Here is an 18055-nt window from a genome sequence, read left to right on the forward strand (position 1 = left end):
TTTCTAAAATATCTGGCATGATCATACTGCAAAAAGCTAATTTTTCGCTTTAAAAGAAATTTTTCGAACCATCTAAAGCTCGATTTCAGTGACTTGATTAGCTCATCACCTCCTGTGATGAGGCCTTATTTCGACTGAAATCTCGCTAAGATGGTTTGGTGAAAAATTTCTATGTCGCTCAAAATTAGCTTTTTGCAGTTTAATCATACGTAAGATAGCTTTTGATAAATCTCCTTAAAAACTAAAAACCATGGACTATGATGCCCAAATGAAAGTTTATATTGTCGAGCATGGTAAACCAAACGACATGCTAAATAATAAATCAAATTATGAATGACTGTTCTAATACGTCTGCGTTGGGCTTTTTTACGTAAAGGAGTTTTCGTAGAACAAACCATCATTTGCCCTATTATACGCAATATATTATAAGCCAGTACACCAGGATGTAAAACCAAATTGTTGGTAGCAAATTTACCACTCGGCAGTCTTTCCAGATCTAAATCTGTTTTTATCTCACTATGAAATTGCTCACTGGTACCATGTTTTTCATAAAGTTCGATAATAACTTTTGGCTCATCGGGTAGACTTGTCCAGTATGTGTCTACTTCGATTTTGGGCATTAGTAAAGTTTGCCCGTCTGGTAGTATTGTTTCTTCTGTAACTTTATAAATAAGTCGAATTTGATGATTAACTTCATCATTTTCTGTCTTTTCTTTAAATTCAACTTTCTGAGAACCTAAATAAACTATTTTGCCTTCACGCTTTTTTATCATAGTTCCATTTTGTTGAGCAATGGCATACCATGTTTCAGGTTTTTCTCTACGCATGTTGCGTTTTATGATAAAGTCAGCTTTAGTTTCAGAACTTAAACAAATTATTCTGTTTTCAATGCTGTCATAGCCCGAATCCATGTGGACCAGTAGAGGTAGTGAAGTGACTTTTTTGGCATGGTGAATGGCATTAGCTAGAAATTCAGCAGTACCATTTTGAGAGTGATCCTTAAAGATATAGGAGTAATTGGCGCTTTAACCTTTATATTCTTACAATAACGAAGAGTTATTTTTCGTTCCTTTTAAGTTTTGAAATGCCAGCTGGTTTTTTTCTTGTCTGAAAGTCAGCAAGAAAATCTCCACTTTTTTATAACTTAACCGCACAATAGAATTGTATAACAATTATACCTATCCCAAAAAATATGGCTAATTTGGCAGGATTTTTAACAAAATGGGAGAATATTTAATGATGAAAAATAAGAAAATTAATATCAATTTTTGAAGGCCACAGCATCTATGCATTTTACCCATGAGGAGACTGTGAGCCTTTAAAAAACATAGTGGGAAGTGAGAAGAGTGGAGATTATTAAAATGAGCCAAGAGGCAATGAAAATTGCAAAAAACTACTATCAAGTAAAATTCATTAATGTTCGTAGTATAAAGTATTTTATGTGTAGGGCCATGTAAATAAAGGGAGGGAATCAGAGCTTTTCTACTCTGATTCCCGTTTTATCATTTACAAAATGGGAGTTATTATATAAAGACATCAGAACAGATTTTTGTTATTGATTTAGCACTAGGCTGGAAGGGTTTGTATTCTCCCTTTGAACATAAAGTTGTTTTTATTAAGAAACAGGATTGGGCTTTAATCAAGTATGGGTACTATCACGAGGTAGATAAAGATTTATTTGATTATCTAGTTCAAATAATGTCGTGGAGGAGGGTTTTGAAGAAAAGTGGCTACGAGAACAAAATGTTTCTCCAAACATTGCTTTTAATTGGATGTATTTAGTATTGACTACAGAGTGTAATCTGCTGTGCAAATATTGTGCTGTTCTCGGGAATAAAAAACCATCAAACCATCACAAAAAATGGATGGATATAGAAATTGGAAAAGCCGCTGTTAGGTTTTATGCCAAACATTTACAAGAAACCTAACCTCTAGTAGCACAGATAACCTTTTATGGAGGAGAACCCTTTTTTAAATCAGGATTAAATGTTTAAACTTATTCCCCAGCTTAGAGAAATAAGATATCCTAATATGACATATCCTCTGGAAATAGGTGTTATTACTAACGGATATCTTTATAACCCTGAGTTTACAGAATTATTCAATCAATATTCTGTAGATATTGTGGTATCTATTGACAGAAAAAAGAATACCATGATTTAGCCCGCGTCACTACGGACGGAAAAGGAACTTATGAGAAAGTTGTAGACCACTATAAAAAATATCGGGATGCGGGTCTATCTGTTTGTATTTCTAGTACATTAGGAAAACACAATTTTTCTGACCTTCTAAAGATAGCAGAATTTTTTGTCAAAGAATTAGGTGATAACGAGGTAGTAGAATTTCAAGTATCCTGCTAACTTCCAGAAGGTAATCCATTATGTGTGATTACGAAAAAACTATCAAAATATAAAATATCTGATGAAAGCTACTGAAGTCTTATATAAATATAATGTTGTTAAAGGGACAAGCTGTCAAAGACTACAAAATTTCGTATTAGGGAAATTCCGTTTAAGGGATTGTAAATCATCTGGAATTCAACTAGTAGTAGTCCCTGATGGAATGTTAGGACCTTGCCATAGTTTGGTTGGTTTCCTTGAATATTATCAAGGCAATATTGCTGATCCAAATTGTGATCTAACTCAATTTGATAATTTTAGAGAATGGGCCAAGCGTTATCCATTAAATATGACATTATATACCAAATGTCCATTTATTTCATTATGTGGTGGTTGTATTTATAATAGCTATATAACAAGCAATTCTATTTGGAATGAAGATCCCCAAATCTGCACTTATATGTGTTCTTTGGTTAAATGGATTTTGCACGACTTATGGAAAAAGAGGGGTATGTCAGAAAAATACGGAAGTATAGAATAAGGGGGGATAATAAATGCGTTTGTCTAAACAACTTTATGTAATAGATCTTGCTTCTGGTTGGAAAGGAATTTATAGTCCTTTTGGGCATAAAGTTGTCTTTTTGGATGATAAGAATTAGGAATTATTAACACAAAATAGACTTCAGGATGTAGAAAATGATGTTATTGAGTTTTTACGGAAAAACAATATTCTGGTGAAAGAGAATTTTGAAAAGGAATGGTTAGAAAATAATTGTCCGCAAACAAAAGTTACATTCGATACAATGTATTTAGTTACCACTATGGATTGTAATCTTGCATGTAAATACTGTGTGGTTTTGGGCAATGAAAATTATTCGACAAAACGAATAAATACTATGGAGATAGAAACTGGAATTGCAGCACTAAACTTATTTAAAAAACAACTAGCGAAAACCCAACCCGAGAATTGTCGAATAACATTTTACGGTGGAGAGCCTTTACTAAATCAAAAATTATTGTTTGCCCTTATCCCAAAAATTAGAGAGATAACTTATCCAAATATGAGTAATCCTATAGAAATAGTAATCATTACCAATGGATATTTATATAATCCAGAATTGACGGAATTATGTAAGAAACATAATGTTGATATAGCCATTTCAATTGATGGGAAAAGGGAGCATCATGATATGACTAGGGTTACTAGCAAAACGCTACAGGGAACTTTTGACCAGGTTATTAAAAATTTGAAGAAATATCAAGAGAGTGGTTTGAATATCGGAATTACGACGACTATTGGTCAACATAATTATAAATCTCTTCCAGAAATTGGGGAGTATTTTGTCAAAGAATTAGGTATAAAGTTTATCGAATTTCAATTACCGTGTTTAGTTCCCAATGATAATAATCCATACTGGGTTTCAACAGAAGAATTTGTCCAAAAACTTATGGAAACATATGATCTCCTTCAATCTTATGATGCTATTGAAGGCACTACCTATAGACGGATTAAAGACTTTGCTAGAGGGAAAATAAGATTTACAGATTGTGGGGCAGCAGGGAGTCAATTGGTAATTGCTCCAGATGGGATGATGGGACCATGTCACAGTTTTGTAGGTTCAAGGACATTTTTTGAAGGTAATGTTAAAGATAAAAACTGTGATCCTTCTGAAATGGATAATTTTATAGAATGGGCGAAACGTATTCCATTAAATATGGAAATATGTATAGACTGTCCTTTTATTTCGCTCTGTGGAGGAGGATGCATATATAATAGCTATATAGCGTCAGGAACAATTTGGAACAAAGATCCTCAGATGTGTTCATATATTAAGGGTATGGTTGATTGGATACTGAAAGATTTGTGGAAAAAGACAGGAATGTCAGAAAAATACGGTATTAGTTAAGAATCTATATGAAGGGTGTGAGATTTATATGCCAGAAATAGCACTCAAATTGAAAAGTGACAAGTTTTCATTACTTAAAAATCGTAATTTCTTATTACTTTATTTTGGAGGAATTGTATCATGGTTAGGAAACAGCATTTATTACATTGCATTAAGTTGGCATGTACTTGAAAAATATGGTTCGGGATTTGTTCTTGGTACAGTATTGATGTTTGGTTCTTTGCCAGGGATTGTCTTTGGGCCCTTTAGCGGTGTAATTGTAGACAGATTCGATCGACGAAATATGGTTGTTTTGATGGATATTATCCGGGGTGTTGTTATTTTAGTAATGACCTACCTCTTATTTGTGGATAAACTATCTTATATGTTATTAGTAGCAGGTACTGTTATAATTTCAATTTCCGAATCGTTTTTTGATCCTGCTGTTTCTGCATTACTGCCGAATTTAGTCGAAAATGATGAGTTAATGCAAGCAAATTCATTGAAAAACCTTGCTAGTAACCTTACCAGTATAACAGGTCTGGCTTTAGGTGGAATTTTAATTGGTTTTATAGGAGTTACTGGGGTATTTTTGCTTAATGGAATCTCTTTTTTAATATCAGCAGTATCGGAAATTTTTATTAAAGTTTCTAAAACAGAAGAAGAGGAAGATATCAATTCTTATAAAAACTCTTTCTTAAATGAGTTTGTTTTTGGATTAAAGTTTATTTTTACAAATAAATTTTTATTATCTCTGTGCATGGCGGTAATCTTCTTGAATTTCTTTTTTATTGGTTCTATAGGTGTGGCTTTGCCATTTATTGTTAAAGAGGTAATGGGATTGGGGGAAGTACAATTTGGAATTATTGAAAGTGTTTTCCCCGCTGGAGGAATGTTAGGTGCTTTAGTAATCACTTTGTTACCAAAAACCAATAAATATTCCAAACTTGTTATAGGCGGTCTTTTGTCCCATGGTTTACTTTTATTTTTTATTGGAATTATTGTTAAGCCATCAATAATTGTCTTTTTTACAGTAAATATAGCTTTTTGGGCAATGGCAGGGCTAATATTCTTAATGGGTATAGCTAATGCATTCCTTAATGTTCCGATGATAACCTTATTTCAAAAGATAGTTCCAGATGAGGTTAGGGGAAGATTTTTCGGTTTCTTTTCAACATTTACTCAGGGCTTAGTGCCTGTTGCATATTTCATTTCAGGAATTTTATTGGATGTATTTTCTCCTTATATACTTATTATTATAGGAAGTTTAGCTATAACAATTCTAAGTTTAAAAATGAGTAGGATTGAAGGTTTTAAAAATATATAATACTGCAAATCAAACTATTTTCTATTTTCAATAGCACGGTTAAACAGCAAAAAGCTAATTTTTCACTTAAGAGAAATTTTTCGAACCATCTAAAGCTCGATTTCAGTGACTTGATTATCTCATCAATCCTCAGATGAGGCTTTATTTCGACTGAAATCTCGCTAAGATGGTTTAGTGAAAAATTTCTATGTCGCTCAAAATTAGCTTTTTGCAGTATAATCCTGGCATAAATTATATAATTTTAAGGGGGGTATATGGTGAACAATTTTTCTGAAAAAGTTAATTTTATCTGGAGTATAGCATAGTGAAATTTAACGGATTGGGGAGATACCGGAACATTTGGAGATTAAAAGGATAAAATATACAACTTATGTTAAGGGGAGAATAGGATGGCATGGATTACATTCAGCTGAATTTATTGAGGAAGGACCATATTTAGTTATGGGAATAGATTTTGTAAATAGAATTATTAATTGGGAAATCTGTTATCATATAAGTATGAAAATATTTGAGGAAGCTCCTGAAATACAGTTAAAAGAAAATGATTTGCTTATTACAAAGGACGGCACTCCAGGAAAAATTGCGCTTGTTGTTAATAAACCTTAAAATATACCCCAAAAAAGGGGGGTGGCAAGTTTTAAATAAAAAAATTAGTAATATCAAGGGGTTATGGTCAAAAACTTAAAAAAACTTTTGACAATACGCTTTAGAGAAAGGTGGGCCAGATATGAAAAATCCGTTGTGGTAGAAGAGTTAATTATAAATGGAACCCATTATGTTCGTGAAGAGGTTAAAAGTACTCTGTATGAAGCGAAAAAATTAATGGGTTTAACGGGAGTCTGGAACCGAATTCGTCGAAGAGTTGAAAGATATCAAAAATCTAAAACCCCTAAGGAGGCATGATTATGAGGGAATTTTATTTTTGGGGTTACGGTTTTGCAACAGGTTTGTTTGGTGGAGTTGTTATTACCGGGCTGTTAGGGAATGGGAAATATTCTATAATTTTAGGCGGGATATGTCTTGTAATTATTACTTTAATCCAGCTGTACCGAATTGGGAAAAAGATAAAGGCTCTCCGTCAAATGTTGTGAAAGATAAGTTGGCTCCGTTGAATTGATTGGTAAATTGATTTTGAAATAAACATTTAAATTTAATAACTTAACATTGCATTAAATACTCTTCTCCTTAGATTCATAACATTTGGAACACCATATCCAATCCTTTTGATCAATTTAATCTTGTTATTGATACCCTCAGCAAAGCCATTGGTTATCTTAGTCTTAAAATAATTTAGTATTTTTTCTTCCCATCTTTGTATTATCTTTTTTACCTGGTAAAAAGGCATCAGCTTGTTTTTTATTACTTCTTTATACCACCTTTTTAGAGCTCTGGTGGCTTCTTTCACATCATCTAGCTGCAATAGGTCTCTGAATTCCTCTTTTAATTCCCAGGCCTTTTCTAGAGCTGGACTGAGTTCAAATAATTTGATGAGCTTTTCATGTTCTTCATCTGTCAATTCTTCAGCTCGTTTTTGGAGTAATAAACGACTTTGAAAAAACTTTCTTCTCTGATGATTATTTACTGTTTGTTGAACTTGTTTTCTAACTTCATCAAGGGCTCTGTTCATTAAAGTTACAAGATGAAATTTATCTATAACAATTTTTGCATGAGTAAATGCTGCATTTGCTACTGCTTTGAACGGCCGCCACATATCCATAGAGATCGATTGAATCTGTCGTCTTTGTTCATCTTCCCAACAATTAAAGTAGTCAATTAAATCATCCTTTTTGCGAGTAGGTAAAATGTCAATTAACTCCCGATTAATTGGATCTGTAATGCTAACTCCATATTTATGGCGTTTTAAAACTGCAAATTCATCGATACTGATGGCTTTTAATTGACTAAGTTTTGAAACTTGTTGTTTAATGAGAGGGTCAACTACTTTTTTAACTGCATTATTAACAGCTGTATAACTTAACCCGTTTTCTCTAGCAACTTTAGAATAATCCTTGCTGACAGTTTCTTTAGCAAGATATTTATCAAAGCGTTTGGTTTTACGGGCATATTTATCAATACTTTCATATTTTTCAGGGATACCCCTCTTATGACAATAAGGACAACGATATCTTTTCTTTAGAAGTCTAATGATTACTAGTTTACCTCTTATGGGGATGTCTCTAATATTTTGCCATTTTGTATCATGGATTTTATTAGTGATATTACCACACTGAGGACACACAATGTGATTTTTCTTTGCTTCAGCGATAAAAATATATCTGTCCTCTGTTGAAATAATTTCAGTTGCAATAATGTCTGGCAAATCAAGAAATTTTATGATATTATTATATTGCATTTGCTGGACTCCTTTCTTTGGTTTTTAGTTCGCAACTAATTAATTCAACGGAGCCAGCAAATGCCTTTTTATTTTTTATAATTTTTTCTTCACAACATTAATTATAGACCCAAGATAAATAAAGATGAGGTCTGGAAATAGAAAAAAACGGGGCTGTCCCAAAAGCAATTAAATATTTTTGGGGCACAGTCCCTTTATTCATGTTTACATATCATTCTTCTGTTAAGAAAAATAAAAAACCATATCCTGACATTCTAAACTACCGCCAGTTTAGCCAGGTTATGGGCTATACACACTAACCCCCATTCAATTTTTTCTTTCTCAGGGCCAGCAGAAATCTCCGGAATGGAGCTGGAAATTCACCCAATCCAGATGGATATAAAACTGCTTATCTCTGGAAAGAAGTATTATGTAAAGATAGTTTAATGGATATTATCGGACGTTTTTACATTTACAGGTTAAAGAAAAAGCGCTTAATGGTTGAAAGATTAGAAAAGAAATTATGATTTTCCCCCGGTATCATCAAATTAGCTTTTTGCAGTATAGCAATACCATAAAAATTTTAGTTTAGTCATTCTGGCAAGATTGAAAATCTGAAAAATAATTGTTGACATTCCCATAACATTCGTATATAATATCACCTGTAAAGCAAATTAACTTTACAGCTTTGCGGGTGATATTTTTGTTGGAGAAAAAAATTAGAATGGGAGAATTATACGATTTTTACGGACAATTATTGACTTCAAGACAGCAGGAATTTATGGAACTTTATTACCAACACGATCTCTCTTTAGGTGAAATTGCTGAAAAATTTGCTGTCAGCCGTCAGGCAGTCTATGATAATTTACGTCGTTCTGAAGAACTGTTGAAAGAATATGAGGCAAAACTTAAACTCCTGGCTAAGAATAAAGAACTGAGAAAAAAGATTAAGTTAGTCAAAGAGTTGGTAGAAGGTCTGGATTGTGATCCTGAAAAACGTCAGGAGATTATTACATTGATTGATCAACTTTTGGATGGTTGAGGAATAGGTATTTTGGCTGTGGTCGTTGGCTTAAAAGGAGGTATAAAATGGTTTTTCAAAGTCTGGCCGAAAAATTACAAAGTGCCCTTGATAAGTTGAAAGGTAAAGGCAAATTAACAGAGAAGGATGTCAAGGCAGCTTTAAGAGAAGTTAAGATGGCCCTATTGGAAGCAGATGTTAACTTTAAAGTTGTGAAAGACTTTGTTAAAAAGATTCAAGAACGGGCTGTGGGTCATGAAGTTATGGAGAGTCTTACTCCTGGCCAGCAGGTAATTAAAATTGTAAATGATGAGCTGACCCAGCTTATGGGTGGAACTCAGAGTAAGTTAACTGTTGCCTCCAAACCACCTACAGTAGTTATGTTAGTGGGACTTCAGGGGGCTGGTAAAACTACTACCTGTGGAAAGTTGGCCAGGGTTCTTGAGAAGCAGGGCAGGAGACCTTTATTGGTTGCTGCTGATATCTATCGTCCTGCTGCTATTAAACAGCTCCAGGTATTAGGTGAAAGATTGGATATACCGGTCTTTAGTATGGGAGACCAGACAAATCCGATTGATATTGCTAAAGGTGCTCTTAGCTATGCTGAATCCCACGGACGGGATTATCTGATTATTGATACGGCGGGTCGTCTCCATATAAATGAAGAGTTAATGAATGAATTAAAAGAGATAAAAGCTGCCGTCAAACCCCATGAAATTCTTCTGGTAGTTGATGCCATGACCGGACAGGATGCCGTCAATGTTGCGGAAAAATTTGATGAAGCATTAGGAATTGATGGTGTTATTTTGACCAAATTAGATGGCGATGCCCGGGGTGGTGCGGCTCTATCTATTCGGGCTGTGACTGGTAAACCGATTAAGTTTGTCGGTATGGGTGAGAAACTGGATGCATTGGAGCCATTTCATCCGGACCGAATGGCATCAAGAATTCTGGGTATGGGCGATGTTTTAAGTCTAATTGAGAAAGCCCAGCAGAGTATTGATTTAAAGAAAGCCCAGGAATTAGAGAGGAAACTGAAAAAACAGGAGTTTACCTTAGAAGACTTCTTAGAGCAGATGAAACAGGTGCGGAATATGGGGCCTTTAGATCAGTTGTTGGGTATGATACCAGGTATGGGTAAAGTTAAACATTTAAAGAATTTACAGGTAGATGAGAAGGCCCTTGATCATATAGAAGCCATTATCAATTCCATGACCATAGAAGAACGCCGCAATCCCGATATTATTAATGGCAGTCGCAGAAGACGGATTGCGCGTGGAAGCGGTACTTCCGTTCAGGAAGTAAACCGGGTGTTGAAACAGTTTAATCAGTTACGGAAGATGATGAAACAGTTAAATGATATGCAAAAGGGCGGTAAGTTTGGGAGATTTCCTTTCTTTTAAAATATAGTCTATACAGCATGATTTGCAGGGTTTAAAAGGAGGTGAAAGACATGGCAGTAAGGATTCGTTTAAGAAGAATGGGTTCTAAGCGGAATGCTTTCTATCGTGTGGTAGTAGCTGATTCCAGATCTCCACGTGATGGTAGATTTATTGAAGAATTGGGTTACTATAACCCAACTACTGAACCCGAAACTATAAAGATTGATGAAGAGAAAGCTTTAGATTGGCTGGCAAAAGGTGCACAACCTTCCGATACTGTAAAAAGCCTTTTCCGTAAGCAGGGAATTATGCAAAAATTTAATGCCAGCAAGAATAAATAACCCCTCGTTTGGGTAAGCTCGTTCAGGGGGTGTAAATAACCCGTGAAGGATTTAGTGGAAGTCATCGCAAAAGCCTTAGTAGACAACCCAGAAGAAGTTGTTGTCAAAGAAACTGAAAGTGGTAACTCAGTTAGAATTGTGCTTTCTGTAGCTGAAGATGATATGGGTAAGGTTATTGGTAAACAGGGGCGGATTGCAAAAGCTATTCGCACAGTAGTTAAAGCTGCCGCTACTAAGGAAAATAAGCGTGTAAATGTTGAAATTCTTTAAAAGGCCAGGAATGTACTATCCTGGTCTTTTACGTCTTAAGTACTTTTTAAAGAGGTGGTATCGGGTGTCTGAGATGATCACCATTGGTAAAGTCACTAAACCTCACAATCGGAAAGGTGAGGTAAAATGTCTTATTCTTTCCGATTTTCCAGAACGTTTTTTAGAGCTGGATCGAGTATTTTTAGAAAATGAAGAAGATATAAAAAGAATGCATGTGGAAAATGTCAGATTTCACAAAGATTATGCTATAGTCAAATTTGCTGAAGTAAATTCCATGAATGAAGCAGAAAAATTAAGGGGACATTTTATTAAAATTCCAGCTCATGAGGCTGTAGAGCTGCCAGAAGGTCATTTTTTTATCCATGATCTTATAGGGATAGATGTCTATACCGATACTGGTGAATATTTAGGCCAGCTTGAAGATATCAATACTACGGGAAGTAATGACATTTACATTGTTCGGAAGGGTAAAAAGGAAATTTTGCTTCCGGCTATTCATGATGTAGTAAAAGAGATTGATCTGGAGAGTAAAAAAATGATTGTACATATTATTGAAGGGTTAATAGATTAGGTGATGACTGATGGTAACATTTCACATTCTGAGTATTTTTCCAGAGATGTTTGTTGGTGTCTTTCAAGAGAGTATTCTAAAACGGGCTCAAGAGAAGGGGTTAATCAAGATCAATCTGGTTAATATCCGTAACTATGCTACTGATAAACACAGAACTACAGATGATTACCCCTATGGAGGTGGCCCGGGGATGATAATGAAAGTCGAACCCATCTTTCGGGCTTTTTATGATATAACTGCTAAAGCTAAAACTAAACCCCACCGAATTTTTATGTCTCCTCAGGGGAAAACTTTTAATCAGAAAAAGGCTATTGAATTGGCAGAAAAAAAAGAGATTATCATTCTCTGTGGTCGCTATGAGGGAATTGATGAGCGGATCAGAGAAGAGCTGATTGATGAAGAGATCTCCATTGGAGATTATGTTCTAACCGGAGGAGAACTACCAGCAATGGTGGTGGTTGATGCCGTCTCCAGGATGATTCCTGGCGTATTGGGCGATGAAAGTTCTAAGGAAGATGATTCATTCTATTGTGGGCTTTTGGGGTATCCTCAATATACCCGTCCCCGGGAGTTTCAGGGCAAAAAAGTCCCTGATGTACTTTTAACTGGTAACCATGCTTTGATTGAAAGGTGGCGGCGCAAAGAAGCATTACGTAGAACACTTCTTAGACGGCCAGATCTTTTAGTTGAGGCGGATTTAACTGAGGAAGATTACAAATTATTAGAAGAGATTTATAACGAAGAGGGAATTGATGAGGAAAAAATACCTTTTAGATATTGAGTTTTGGGACAGTCTATGATATAATATTTTTTGTGTGAAAACCGAACGGTCCGCTACCTGTGTAAAACCAGGCACGAACGTTCGATGGGAAGGAGGGAACATAAGTGAACATTATTGATCAAATTGAACGGGAACAAATGAGAGATGATCTTCCTGAGTTCTTTATTGGGGATATGGTAGCCGTCCATTACAAGGTTGTAGAAGGCGGCAAGGAGAGAATTCAGGTTTTTGAAGGTAATGTAATCCGCCGTCAGAATGGTGGAATTAGAGAAACTTTTACAGTACGGAAGGTTTCTCACGGTATCGGAGTTGAAAGAACTTTCCCATTACATTCACCTAAAATTGCGAAAATTGAAGTTAAACGCCGTGGTGATGTTAATCGGGCGAAACTTTACTATCTGCGTGGTACTGTTGGTAAGAAAGCTAAAGTTAAAGAGAAAATTATGTATTAAATATAATTTGAGGGAGGACATTACTTACGCCTCCCTCTCGTTATATTATTCACCTTAAAAAACCCGTCCCAGGAAGGAGCCAGAAGATGAGTTCGAAAGAGACATTATTTGAGTACGGAAGATCAATATTTTGGGCTTCAGTAGTTTCACTACTTCTTATTACCTTTGTTGTTCAAGCCTTTTATATTCCTTCCGGTTCTATGCGTCCAACTCTGGAAGTAAGAGATAGGATTTTAGTTAACAAATTTATATATCGTTTTAAAGACCCAGAACGATTTGATATTATAGTCTTTAAATATCCAGTAGATCCTAGCCGTAAATTTATCAAAAGGGTCATTGGTGTTGGCGGTGACAAAATTCAGATTATTAAAGGACAGGTTTATGTCAATGATAGGCCTTTAAAAGAAGATTATATATTAACTAAAGGGTACAGTAACTATGGCCCGGTTATTGTTCCAGAGGGTAATTATTTTGTCCTGGGAGACAATAGAAATAACAGTGAGGATAGTAGGATTTGGGGCTTTGTTCCACGTGAAAATATAATAGGTCAGGCTTTTTTAATTTTCTGGCCTCTCAATCGAATTAGATTGCTTAATTGGTAGGTGAATGGCGATGACGATACAGTGGTATCCAGGTCATATGGCAAAAGCAAAGAGGGTTTTAAAAGAACATCTAAAATTGGTAGATATTGTTTTAGAGCTTTTAGATGCGCGAATTCCTTATAGTAGCAGCAATCCTGATCTGGAGAAGCTGGTTAAAAATAAAGATCGGATTATTATTTTAAATAAAAAAGATCTGGCTAATCCTCAAATTACTGCTGAGTGGATTGAGTATTTAAATCATAATGCTCCAACTTTTGCTGTGAATACAATGACAGGGGCGGGGCTTAAAGAAGTATTAAACGAGGTACAAAAAAAAGCAGATGCCATCAATAGACGTTTAAAAAAACGGGGCCGCAATCCCCGCAATATTCGTTTGTTGATTATAGGGATTCCCAATGTGGGTAAATCTGCTTTAATTAACAGGATTGCTGGGCGATCAAAAGCAAAAGTTGAAAATCGGCCCGGTGTGACCCGGGGTAAGCAGTGGATTAAAGTTCGAAAGGGTCTGCTTTTAATGGATTCTCCGGGGATTCTCTGGCCCAGATTTGAAAACCAGGAGGTTGGGCTGAAACTTGCTGCAACCGGTGCGATTCGTACAGAAGTTTTCAATGAAGAAGAGGTTGCATATCATTTGCTTAAGTGGTTATTAAAGATTGCTCCAGAAGATCTGCAGAATTTCTTTGGGGTGGAATTAGTGGAGGATCCATATGAGATGATGCTTGTTATTGGTCGCAAACGTGGTTTTCTCCAATCTGGCGGACGTGTACAAACTGAGCAAACAGCACGAATGATTTTAAAAGAATTTAGAAATGGCCGGATAGGACAGGTCAGTCTGGAACGACCGGATAAGGGTGAGGATAATGGAAGTTAAAGATTTTTCCCGTTTGACTGTTAATCAGGTGGAAAACTTGCTAAAAAATATAGAACCAACCCCTGAACTGATTGCCAGGTTAAAAGAAGATAGCCGTATAGGTATACATAAGATTGCTGAGCGGTTGGAACGTAAGCTAGCCTACATAAAAGAGTTAGAGAGTAAGTTTGAACGGATGCTTGAGTATGAGAAGGCATATTGGGAACAGGGGTTTTATCGCATTGCCGGTGTAGATGAAGTAGGCAGAGGGCCTTTGGCAGGGCCAGTTGTGGCTGCTGCTGTAATCTTAAAACCTGAATTTCGTCTATTGGGGCTTAATGATTCCAAACAGTTGACAGAAGAGAAACGTGAGGAATTTTATGAAGAAATTTTAAACCAGGCTCTTGCTGTTGGCATCGGTATAGTGGATAATAGAGTAATTGATGAGATTAACATATTACAGGCAAGTTTTCGAGCAATGTCGCTGGCCTTAGAGCAATTGGCTAAAAAGGGCCATGAACCGGATTTTATCTTTGTTGATGGTAGACATCCCATTCCAGGGCTTATAACTTTCCAGCGCCCCATTGTCGGTGGTGATGAAGAAAGTGCATCCATTGCTGCAGCTTCTATTGTGGCAAAGGTTACCAGAGATCGGATAATGGTTGAGATGGCGAAAAAATATCCAGGATATGGTTTTGAGCGAAATAAAGGGTATGGATCTCGTGAGCATCTTGAAGGATTACGAAAGCTTGGCCCTTCTCCCATACACCGACTTTCTTTCTCACAGGTAAAACTTTAGAATTTTGTAAGTCAAGGTAAGTGAAATATTAAAAAGAATTTTTATCTCTATAAAAGAGAAAGGGATAAAGAACCAGCTTTTCTCTTACTTTAATTTTGTTTTATATCTGATTTTACTGCAAAAAGCTAATTTTTCGCTTCAAAAGAAATTTTTCGAACCATCTAAAGTTCGATTTCAGTCGAAATAAGGCATACTAATCAATGGATCCTCCTGGTCTTTGATTAGCTCATCACATTCTGTGATGAGGTCTTATTTCTCCTTTAATCTCACTAAGACGGTTTAACGAAAAATTTCTATGTTGCTCAAAATTAGCTTTTTGCAATTTAATCATATCTTATTTTCTCTGCTTTTATTTTTCTTTATTTTTCTCCTTTATTTCTTCTTTAATCTTTTGAATAGTTTTAGCCAGCATAAAGATTGTATCCTCACTTAAACCATCGACTGTCCGGAGCAGTTCTTTTTTGCTTTCTGTCAAAGTTAAAAAGAGTTCTTTGGTTTCTTCGTCTTCAATCCATAAATCTTCAGCCTCTTTAGTTAAATACCCGGCTTTGACCATGAGTTCAGTGTATCCTACACCAAGATGTGGAGCGAGTTTTTGTAAAATCTTAGGTTTGGGAGGACGACGGCCGCCATTCTCAATCCGTGAAATATAAGAGGGACTTACTTTTGAACGTTTGGCTAGTTCGGTGATGCTAATTCCCTTTAAATCACGTAAGTATTTTAAATATGCACCAAAATTTTCTTGAGGATTGTTTTTTTGAGCCATTGCTGTCACTTCCTTTTTTAAATCTTCTACTTTAATTGTAATACAAATGTTGACATTTGACAATAGCTTTTGACAACTTTAGCGAAAAAATATTTCACAAATATTGACATATGTAATAATATGGGATATAATTTTGACAGTAGTAAAAAGGAGGGATGTCACAATGAGGTTAAATGTAGAAAAGGTTGGAAAAATGTTAAAAGAACGCGGGTGGAGTGAAGTAATGTTTGCCAGAAAGCTAAATCTGGATTACTCCTATGTTTATCGGGTGATGCGAGGAGAGAGGGGAGTTGGCAAAAAATTTTTAGCCGGGCTGATGAAATTTTGTGAGAAGGAAGGATTGAACTTTAAGGACTTTATTTTTTTGGACTAATTTTGACAAATATAAATTATACATATATTAATTGACAATTATAAAAAAAGGACTCATTTATATAATCGCTCAAAAGATCGGTATTGAATAGCTTCTGCTATGTCCTGTGGTTCAATAAATTCAGCCTGGCGAAGATCTGCAATGGTACGGGCAATTTTTAAAATTTGATGAAAACCACGTGCTGTCAGTTCTAAAGTATCCATAGCCCTGGCCAATATTTTTTGCGCTTTTGTTGTGAGGGGACAATAGGTTTCTATCAGTGATTGAGGGATTTGACTATTAAGTTTGAAAACGGTAGAACGGAATCTTTGAAGTTGTATTTCTCTTGCCTGTTGAACTCTGGCCCGTACTGTTGAAGATGATTCGGGTTGCATGGAAGAGAAGAGTTCATCCCCGGTTACCCGGGAAACCTGAATCTGCATATCTATTCGATCCAGGAGGGGCCCTGAAATCCGTTGAAAATATCTTTTCACTTCTGCGGGCGAGCAGGTACAGTTATTTACTGGGTCACCGTAAAAACCGCATTTACAGGGATTGGCAGCTCCAACCAGAATAAATTGAGCGGGGAAAGTCAGTCGATACTGATTGCGGGTTATTAAAACCTGGCCCATTTCCAGCGGCTGGCGCAGTTGATCTAAAAGATTGGGATTGAATTCGGTCATTTCATCTAAAAAAAGGACTCCGTGGTGGGCCAGGCTGATCTCTCCGGGTATTGGAATTCTTCCACCGCCGATTAAGGCTGCAGGTGTAATATTGTGATGGGGCTGACGGAAAGGGCGCTGGGTTATAAGGCCTCTTTTATGATCAATAATACCAGCGATGCTATGAATCCTGGTTACTTCCAGGGATTCTTCTTCGCTCAAAGGAGGTAGAATAGAGGGGATAGCTTTTGCCAGAAGTGTTTTTCCAGAACCTGGCGGACCTACCATTAATATATTATGGCCGCCGGCAGCTGCAATCTCCAATCCCCGCTTTGCAAAATGTTGCCCTTTAATGGTGGCTAAATCAGTCCCTTGTGGAGGAGTAGGGAGAGGAGTTTTAAGATCGGGATATTGAATTTGACCGGTGCGGAAAAAATCTACTACTTCTTCCAGATTGGAAACTGGAACCAGCTGTATATCCTTAACAGCCTGGGCTTCATCGTAATTGGCTTTGGGGAGAATCAATCCTTTTAAGCCTATATCGCGGATTGTCAAAGCCATTGCCAGGGCTCCGCGGATAGGCTGAATCTTTCCATCCAGAGAGAGTTCCCCCACACATGCGTAATTACTCAAAGGTTCAGTAGGCAGCAAATTTTGAGCAGCAAGAATGCCAATAGCAATAGGTAAGTCAAAGTAAGATCCCTGTTTTGGAATATCAGCCGGGGCCAAATTGATGGTAATCCGCTGAAGGGGAAAGGGATAGGGACTATTTTTCAAAGCAGAGCGAACTCTTTCTCTGGCCTCCCGGATGGCAGTATTGGGAAGTCCCACTAGCTCAAAGGCAGGAAGGCCAGAAGAGATGTCCACTTCCACAACGACAGGATAGCCTTCTACTCCTAGATAAGAAGCACTGAGCACTTTTGCTAACACGATCAATTCCCTCCTGCAAAAAAGGCATTTTTGATATGTTCAATTTTAGGTTCATTATCAAAAAAGGAGATGGCAATTACATCAAAGCGGAGATTCTGGGAATAGAGATAATGGTGGGCACAGAATTGAAGAGCTAATCTGATCAAGCGTTCCCGTTTAGAACGGCTGATACTTTCTTCGGGGGCTCCAAAAGAAGGAGTAGAACGGGTGCGGACTTCAACAAAAATAATGGTCTTATCTTTTTCCACTACCAGATCGATCTCTCCTAATGGGGTCCGGTAGTTTTCAGCCAGGATATTATATCCGGCTTTTAAAAAATAATCACGGGCCAATTTTTCTCCAAGACGTCCAAGTTCAACTTTTTTCAAATACCATCACCTCTTATTTTTTTA

General features: G+C 36.4%; 22 protein-coding genes and 1 pseudogene. 18 read left to right on the forward strand and 5 right to left on the reverse strand.

Translation table 11 applies throughout. The annotated features are described in order from the left end of the window. Positions 1 to 203: 203 nt before the first annotated feature. Positions 204 to 998 (reverse strand): annotated as a pseudogene (locus BBF96_RS02365) (transposase); the annotation flags it as partial. Between the two features lie 988 nt (positions 999 to 1986). On the opposite strand from BBF96_RS02365, the gene BBF96_RS16320 reads away from it, so the two are divergent. The 7 genes from BBF96_RS16320 (at position 1987) to BBF96_RS02400 (ending at position 6643) form a co-directional block, all read left to right on the forward strand. After that, positions 1987 to 2163 (forward strand): hypothetical protein, encoded by a 177-nt coding sequence (locus BBF96_RS16320; protein ID WP_164730858.1) that lies wholly within the window; start codon positions 1987 to 1989, stop codon positions 2161 to 2163. Between the two features lie 258 nt (positions 2164 to 2421). Next, on the forward strand, positions 2422 to 2880 hold the full coding sequence (locus BBF96_RS02375; RefSeq protein WP_127015672.1) for an SPASM domain-containing protein: 459 nt from the start codon (positions 2422 to 2424) through the stop codon (positions 2878 to 2880). 193 nt (positions 2881 to 3073) lie between these two features. Then, positions 3074 to 4246: a radical SAM/SPASM domain-containing protein gene (locus tag BBF96_RS02380; RefSeq protein ID WP_127015673.1), complete on the forward strand. Its 1173-nt coding sequence runs from the start codon at positions 3074 to 3076 to the stop codon at positions 4244 to 4246. A gap of 28 nt (positions 4247 to 4274) precedes the next feature. After that, positions 4275 to 5552 (forward strand): MFS transporter, encoded by a 1278-nt coding sequence (locus BBF96_RS02385; RefSeq protein ID WP_127015674.1) that lies wholly within the window; start codon positions 4275 to 4277, stop codon positions 5550 to 5552. A 339-nt stretch (positions 5553 to 5891) separates the two neighbouring features. Then, positions 5892 to 6158, forward strand: coding sequence for a restriction endonuclease subunit S domain-containing protein (locus tag BBF96_RS02390; protein WP_205665693.1), 267 nt, complete (start codon positions 5892 to 5894; stop codon positions 6156 to 6158). A gap of 63 nt (positions 6159 to 6221) precedes the next feature. Further along, a complete protein-coding gene (locus BBF96_RS02395; RefSeq protein WP_127015675.1) occupies positions 6222 to 6455 on the forward strand; it encodes a hypothetical protein in 234 nt (77 codons plus the stop codon). 2 nt (positions 6456 to 6457) lie between these two features. Continuing rightward, positions 6458 to 6643 carry a hypothetical protein gene (locus tag BBF96_RS02400; RefSeq protein WP_127015676.1) on the forward strand — a complete coding sequence of 62 codons (186 nt, stop codon included), beginning with the start codon at positions 6458 to 6460 and terminating at the stop codon, positions 6641 to 6643. A 59-nt stretch (positions 6644 to 6702) separates the two neighbouring features. Here BBF96_RS02400 and BBF96_RS02405 read toward each other — a convergent pair whose 3' ends face one another. Next, entirely contained in the window at positions 6703 to 7905 is a 1203-nt protein-coding gene (locus BBF96_RS02405; RefSeq protein WP_127015677.1) for an ISL3 family transposase, read from the reverse strand. Between the two features lie 682 nt (positions 7906 to 8587). On the opposite strand from BBF96_RS02405, the gene BBF96_RS02410 reads away from it, so the two are divergent. From BBF96_RS02410 to BBF96_RS02455, 10 genes are all read left to right on the forward strand, one after another. Beyond that, positions 8588 to 8926, forward strand: a complete 339-nt coding sequence (locus BBF96_RS02410; protein WP_127015678.1) for a putative DNA-binding protein — start codon at positions 8588 to 8590, stop codon at positions 8924 to 8926. A gap of 47 nt (positions 8927 to 8973) precedes the next feature. Beyond that, positions 8974 to 10308: a signal recognition particle protein gene (ffh, locus tag BBF96_RS02415; RefSeq protein WP_127015679.1), complete on the forward strand. Its 1335-nt coding sequence runs from the start codon at positions 8974 to 8976 to the stop codon at positions 10306 to 10308. A 50-nt stretch (positions 10309 to 10358) separates the two neighbouring features. Further along, positions 10359 to 10628, forward strand: coding sequence for a 30S ribosomal protein S16 (gene rpsP, locus BBF96_RS02420; RefSeq protein ID WP_127015680.1), 270 nt, complete (start codon positions 10359 to 10361; stop codon positions 10626 to 10628). A 42-nt stretch (positions 10629 to 10670) separates the two neighbouring features. Beyond that, the gene (locus BBF96_RS02425) at positions 10671 to 10898 is read left to right on the forward strand and encodes a KH domain-containing protein (protein ID WP_127015681.1); all 228 of its coding nucleotides are present in this window, start codon (positions 10671 to 10673) and stop codon (positions 10896 to 10898) included. Between the two features lie 73 nt (positions 10899 to 10971). After that, a complete protein-coding gene (gene rimM, locus BBF96_RS02430) occupies positions 10972 to 11469 on the forward strand; it encodes a ribosome maturation factor RimM (protein ID WP_236777907.1) in 498 nt (165 codons plus the stop codon). Between the two features lie 10 nt (positions 11470 to 11479). After that, entirely contained in the window at positions 11480 to 12250 is a 771-nt protein-coding gene (gene trmD, locus BBF96_RS02435; RefSeq protein WP_127015683.1) for a tRNA (guanosine(37)-N1)-methyltransferase TrmD, read from the forward strand. Positions 12251 to 12354: 104 nt separating this feature from the next. After that, positions 12355 to 12702 (forward strand): 50S ribosomal protein L19, encoded by a 348-nt coding sequence (gene rplS / locus BBF96_RS02440; protein WP_127015684.1) that lies wholly within the window; start codon positions 12355 to 12357, stop codon positions 12700 to 12702. A gap of 86 nt (positions 12703 to 12788) precedes the next feature. Continuing rightward, on the forward strand, positions 12789 to 13304 hold the full coding sequence (gene lepB, locus BBF96_RS02445) for a signal peptidase I (RefSeq protein WP_127015685.1): 516 nt from the start codon (positions 12789 to 12791) through the stop codon (positions 13302 to 13304). A gap of 10 nt (positions 13305 to 13314) precedes the next feature. Next, complete coding sequence (gene ylqF / locus BBF96_RS02450; RefSeq protein ID WP_127015686.1) at positions 13315 to 14175, forward strand: ribosome biogenesis GTPase YlqF; 861 nt, start codon at positions 13315 to 13317, stop codon at positions 14173 to 14175. Continuing rightward, positions 14165 to 14953: a ribonuclease HII gene (locus tag BBF96_RS02455; RefSeq protein ID WP_127015687.1), complete on the forward strand. Its 789-nt coding sequence runs from the start codon at positions 14165 to 14167 to the stop codon at positions 14951 to 14953. The genes ylqF and BBF96_RS02455 overlap by 11 nt, the downstream gene beginning before the upstream one ends. A 349-nt stretch (positions 14954 to 15302) precedes the next feature. Here the strand turns inward: BBF96_RS02455 and BBF96_RS02460 are convergent, their stop codons facing one another. Then, positions 15303 to 15719, reverse strand: a complete 417-nt coding sequence (locus tag BBF96_RS02460; protein WP_164730860.1) for a helix-turn-helix domain-containing protein — start codon at positions 15717 to 15719, stop codon at positions 15303 to 15305. A 163-nt stretch (positions 15720 to 15882) separates the two neighbouring features. On the opposite strand from BBF96_RS02460, the gene BBF96_RS02465 reads away from it, so the two are divergent. Next, a complete protein-coding gene (locus BBF96_RS02465) occupies positions 15883 to 16092 on the forward strand; it encodes a helix-turn-helix domain-containing protein (RefSeq protein WP_127015689.1) in 210 nt (69 codons plus the stop codon). A gap of 53 nt (positions 16093 to 16145) precedes the next feature. Here BBF96_RS02465 and BBF96_RS02470 read toward each other — a convergent pair whose 3' ends face one another. Then, positions 16146 to 17663, reverse strand: a complete 1518-nt coding sequence (locus BBF96_RS02470; protein WP_127015690.1) for a YifB family Mg chelatase-like AAA ATPase — start codon at positions 17661 to 17663, stop codon at positions 16146 to 16148. 2 nt (positions 17664 to 17665) lie between these two features. Beyond that, a complete protein-coding gene (locus BBF96_RS02475) occupies positions 17666 to 18031 on the reverse strand; it encodes a YraN family protein (RefSeq protein ID WP_127015691.1) in 366 nt (121 codons plus the stop codon). Positions 18032 to 18055: the final 24 nt, after the last annotated feature.

Origin of the sequence: Anoxybacter fermentans (genome assembly GCF_003991135.1) — a bacterium.
Lineage (GTDB): Bacteria > Bacillota > Halanaerobiia > DY22613 > DY22613 > Anoxybacter > Anoxybacter fermentans.

What these genes read in the sequence shown, in the direction of transcription:
- BBF96_RS02465 (WP_127015689.1), top strand. Translation starts at nt 15,883, where the DNA reads ATGAGGTTAAATGTAGAAAAGGTTGGAAAAATGTTAAAAGAACGCGGG.
- ffh (WP_127015679.1), top strand. Translation starts at nt 8,974, where the DNA reads ATGGTTTTTCAAAGTCTGGCCGAAAAATTACAAAGTGCCCTTGATAAG.
- rimM (WP_236777907.1), top strand. Translation starts at nt 10,972, where the DNA reads ATGATCACCATTGGTAAAGTCACTAAACCTCACAATCGGAAAGGTGAG.
- BBF96_RS02400 (WP_127015676.1), top strand. Translation starts at nt 6,458, where the DNA reads ATGAGGGAATTTTATTTTTGGGGTTACGGTTTTGCAACAGGTTTGTTT.
- trmD (WP_127015683.1), top strand. Translation starts at nt 11,480, where the DNA reads ATGGTAACATTTCACATTCTGAGTATTTTTCCAGAGATGTTTGTTGGT.
- BBF96_RS02455 (WP_127015687.1), top strand. Translation starts at nt 14,165, where the DNA reads ATGGAAGTTAAAGATTTTTCCCGTTTGACTGTTAATCAGGTGGAAAAC.
- BBF96_RS02385 (WP_127015674.1), top strand. Translation starts at nt 4,275, where the DNA reads ATGCCAGAAATAGCACTCAAATTGAAAAGTGACAAGTTTTCATTACTT.
- BBF96_RS02405 (WP_127015677.1), bottom strand. Translation starts at nt 7,905, where the DNA reads ATGCAATATAATAATATCATAAAATTTCTTGATTTGCCAGACATTATT.
- ylqF (WP_127015686.1), top strand. Translation starts at nt 13,315, where the DNA reads ATGACGATACAGTGGTATCCAGGTCATATGGCAAAAGCAAAGAGGGTT.
- BBF96_RS02460 (WP_164730860.1), bottom strand. Translation starts at nt 15,719, where the DNA reads ATGGCTCAAAAAAACAATCCTCAAGAAAATTTTGGTGCATATTTAAAA.
- BBF96_RS02395 (WP_127015675.1), top strand. Translation starts at nt 6,222, where the DNA reads ATGGTCAAAAACTTAAAAAAACTTTTGACAATACGCTTTAGAGAAAGG.
- BBF96_RS16320 (WP_164730858.1), top strand. Translation starts at nt 1,987, where the DNA reads ATGTTTAAACTTATTCCCCAGCTTAGAGAAATAAGATATCCTAATATG.
- lepB (WP_127015685.1), top strand. Translation starts at nt 12,789, where the DNA reads ATGAGTTCGAAAGAGACATTATTTGAGTACGGAAGATCAATATTTTGG.
- BBF96_RS02375 (WP_127015672.1), top strand. Translation starts at nt 2,422, where the DNA reads ATGAAAGCTACTGAAGTCTTATATAAATATAATGTTGTTAAAGGGACA.
- rpsP (WP_127015680.1), top strand. Translation starts at nt 10,359, where the DNA reads ATGGCAGTAAGGATTCGTTTAAGAAGAATGGGTTCTAAGCGGAATGCT.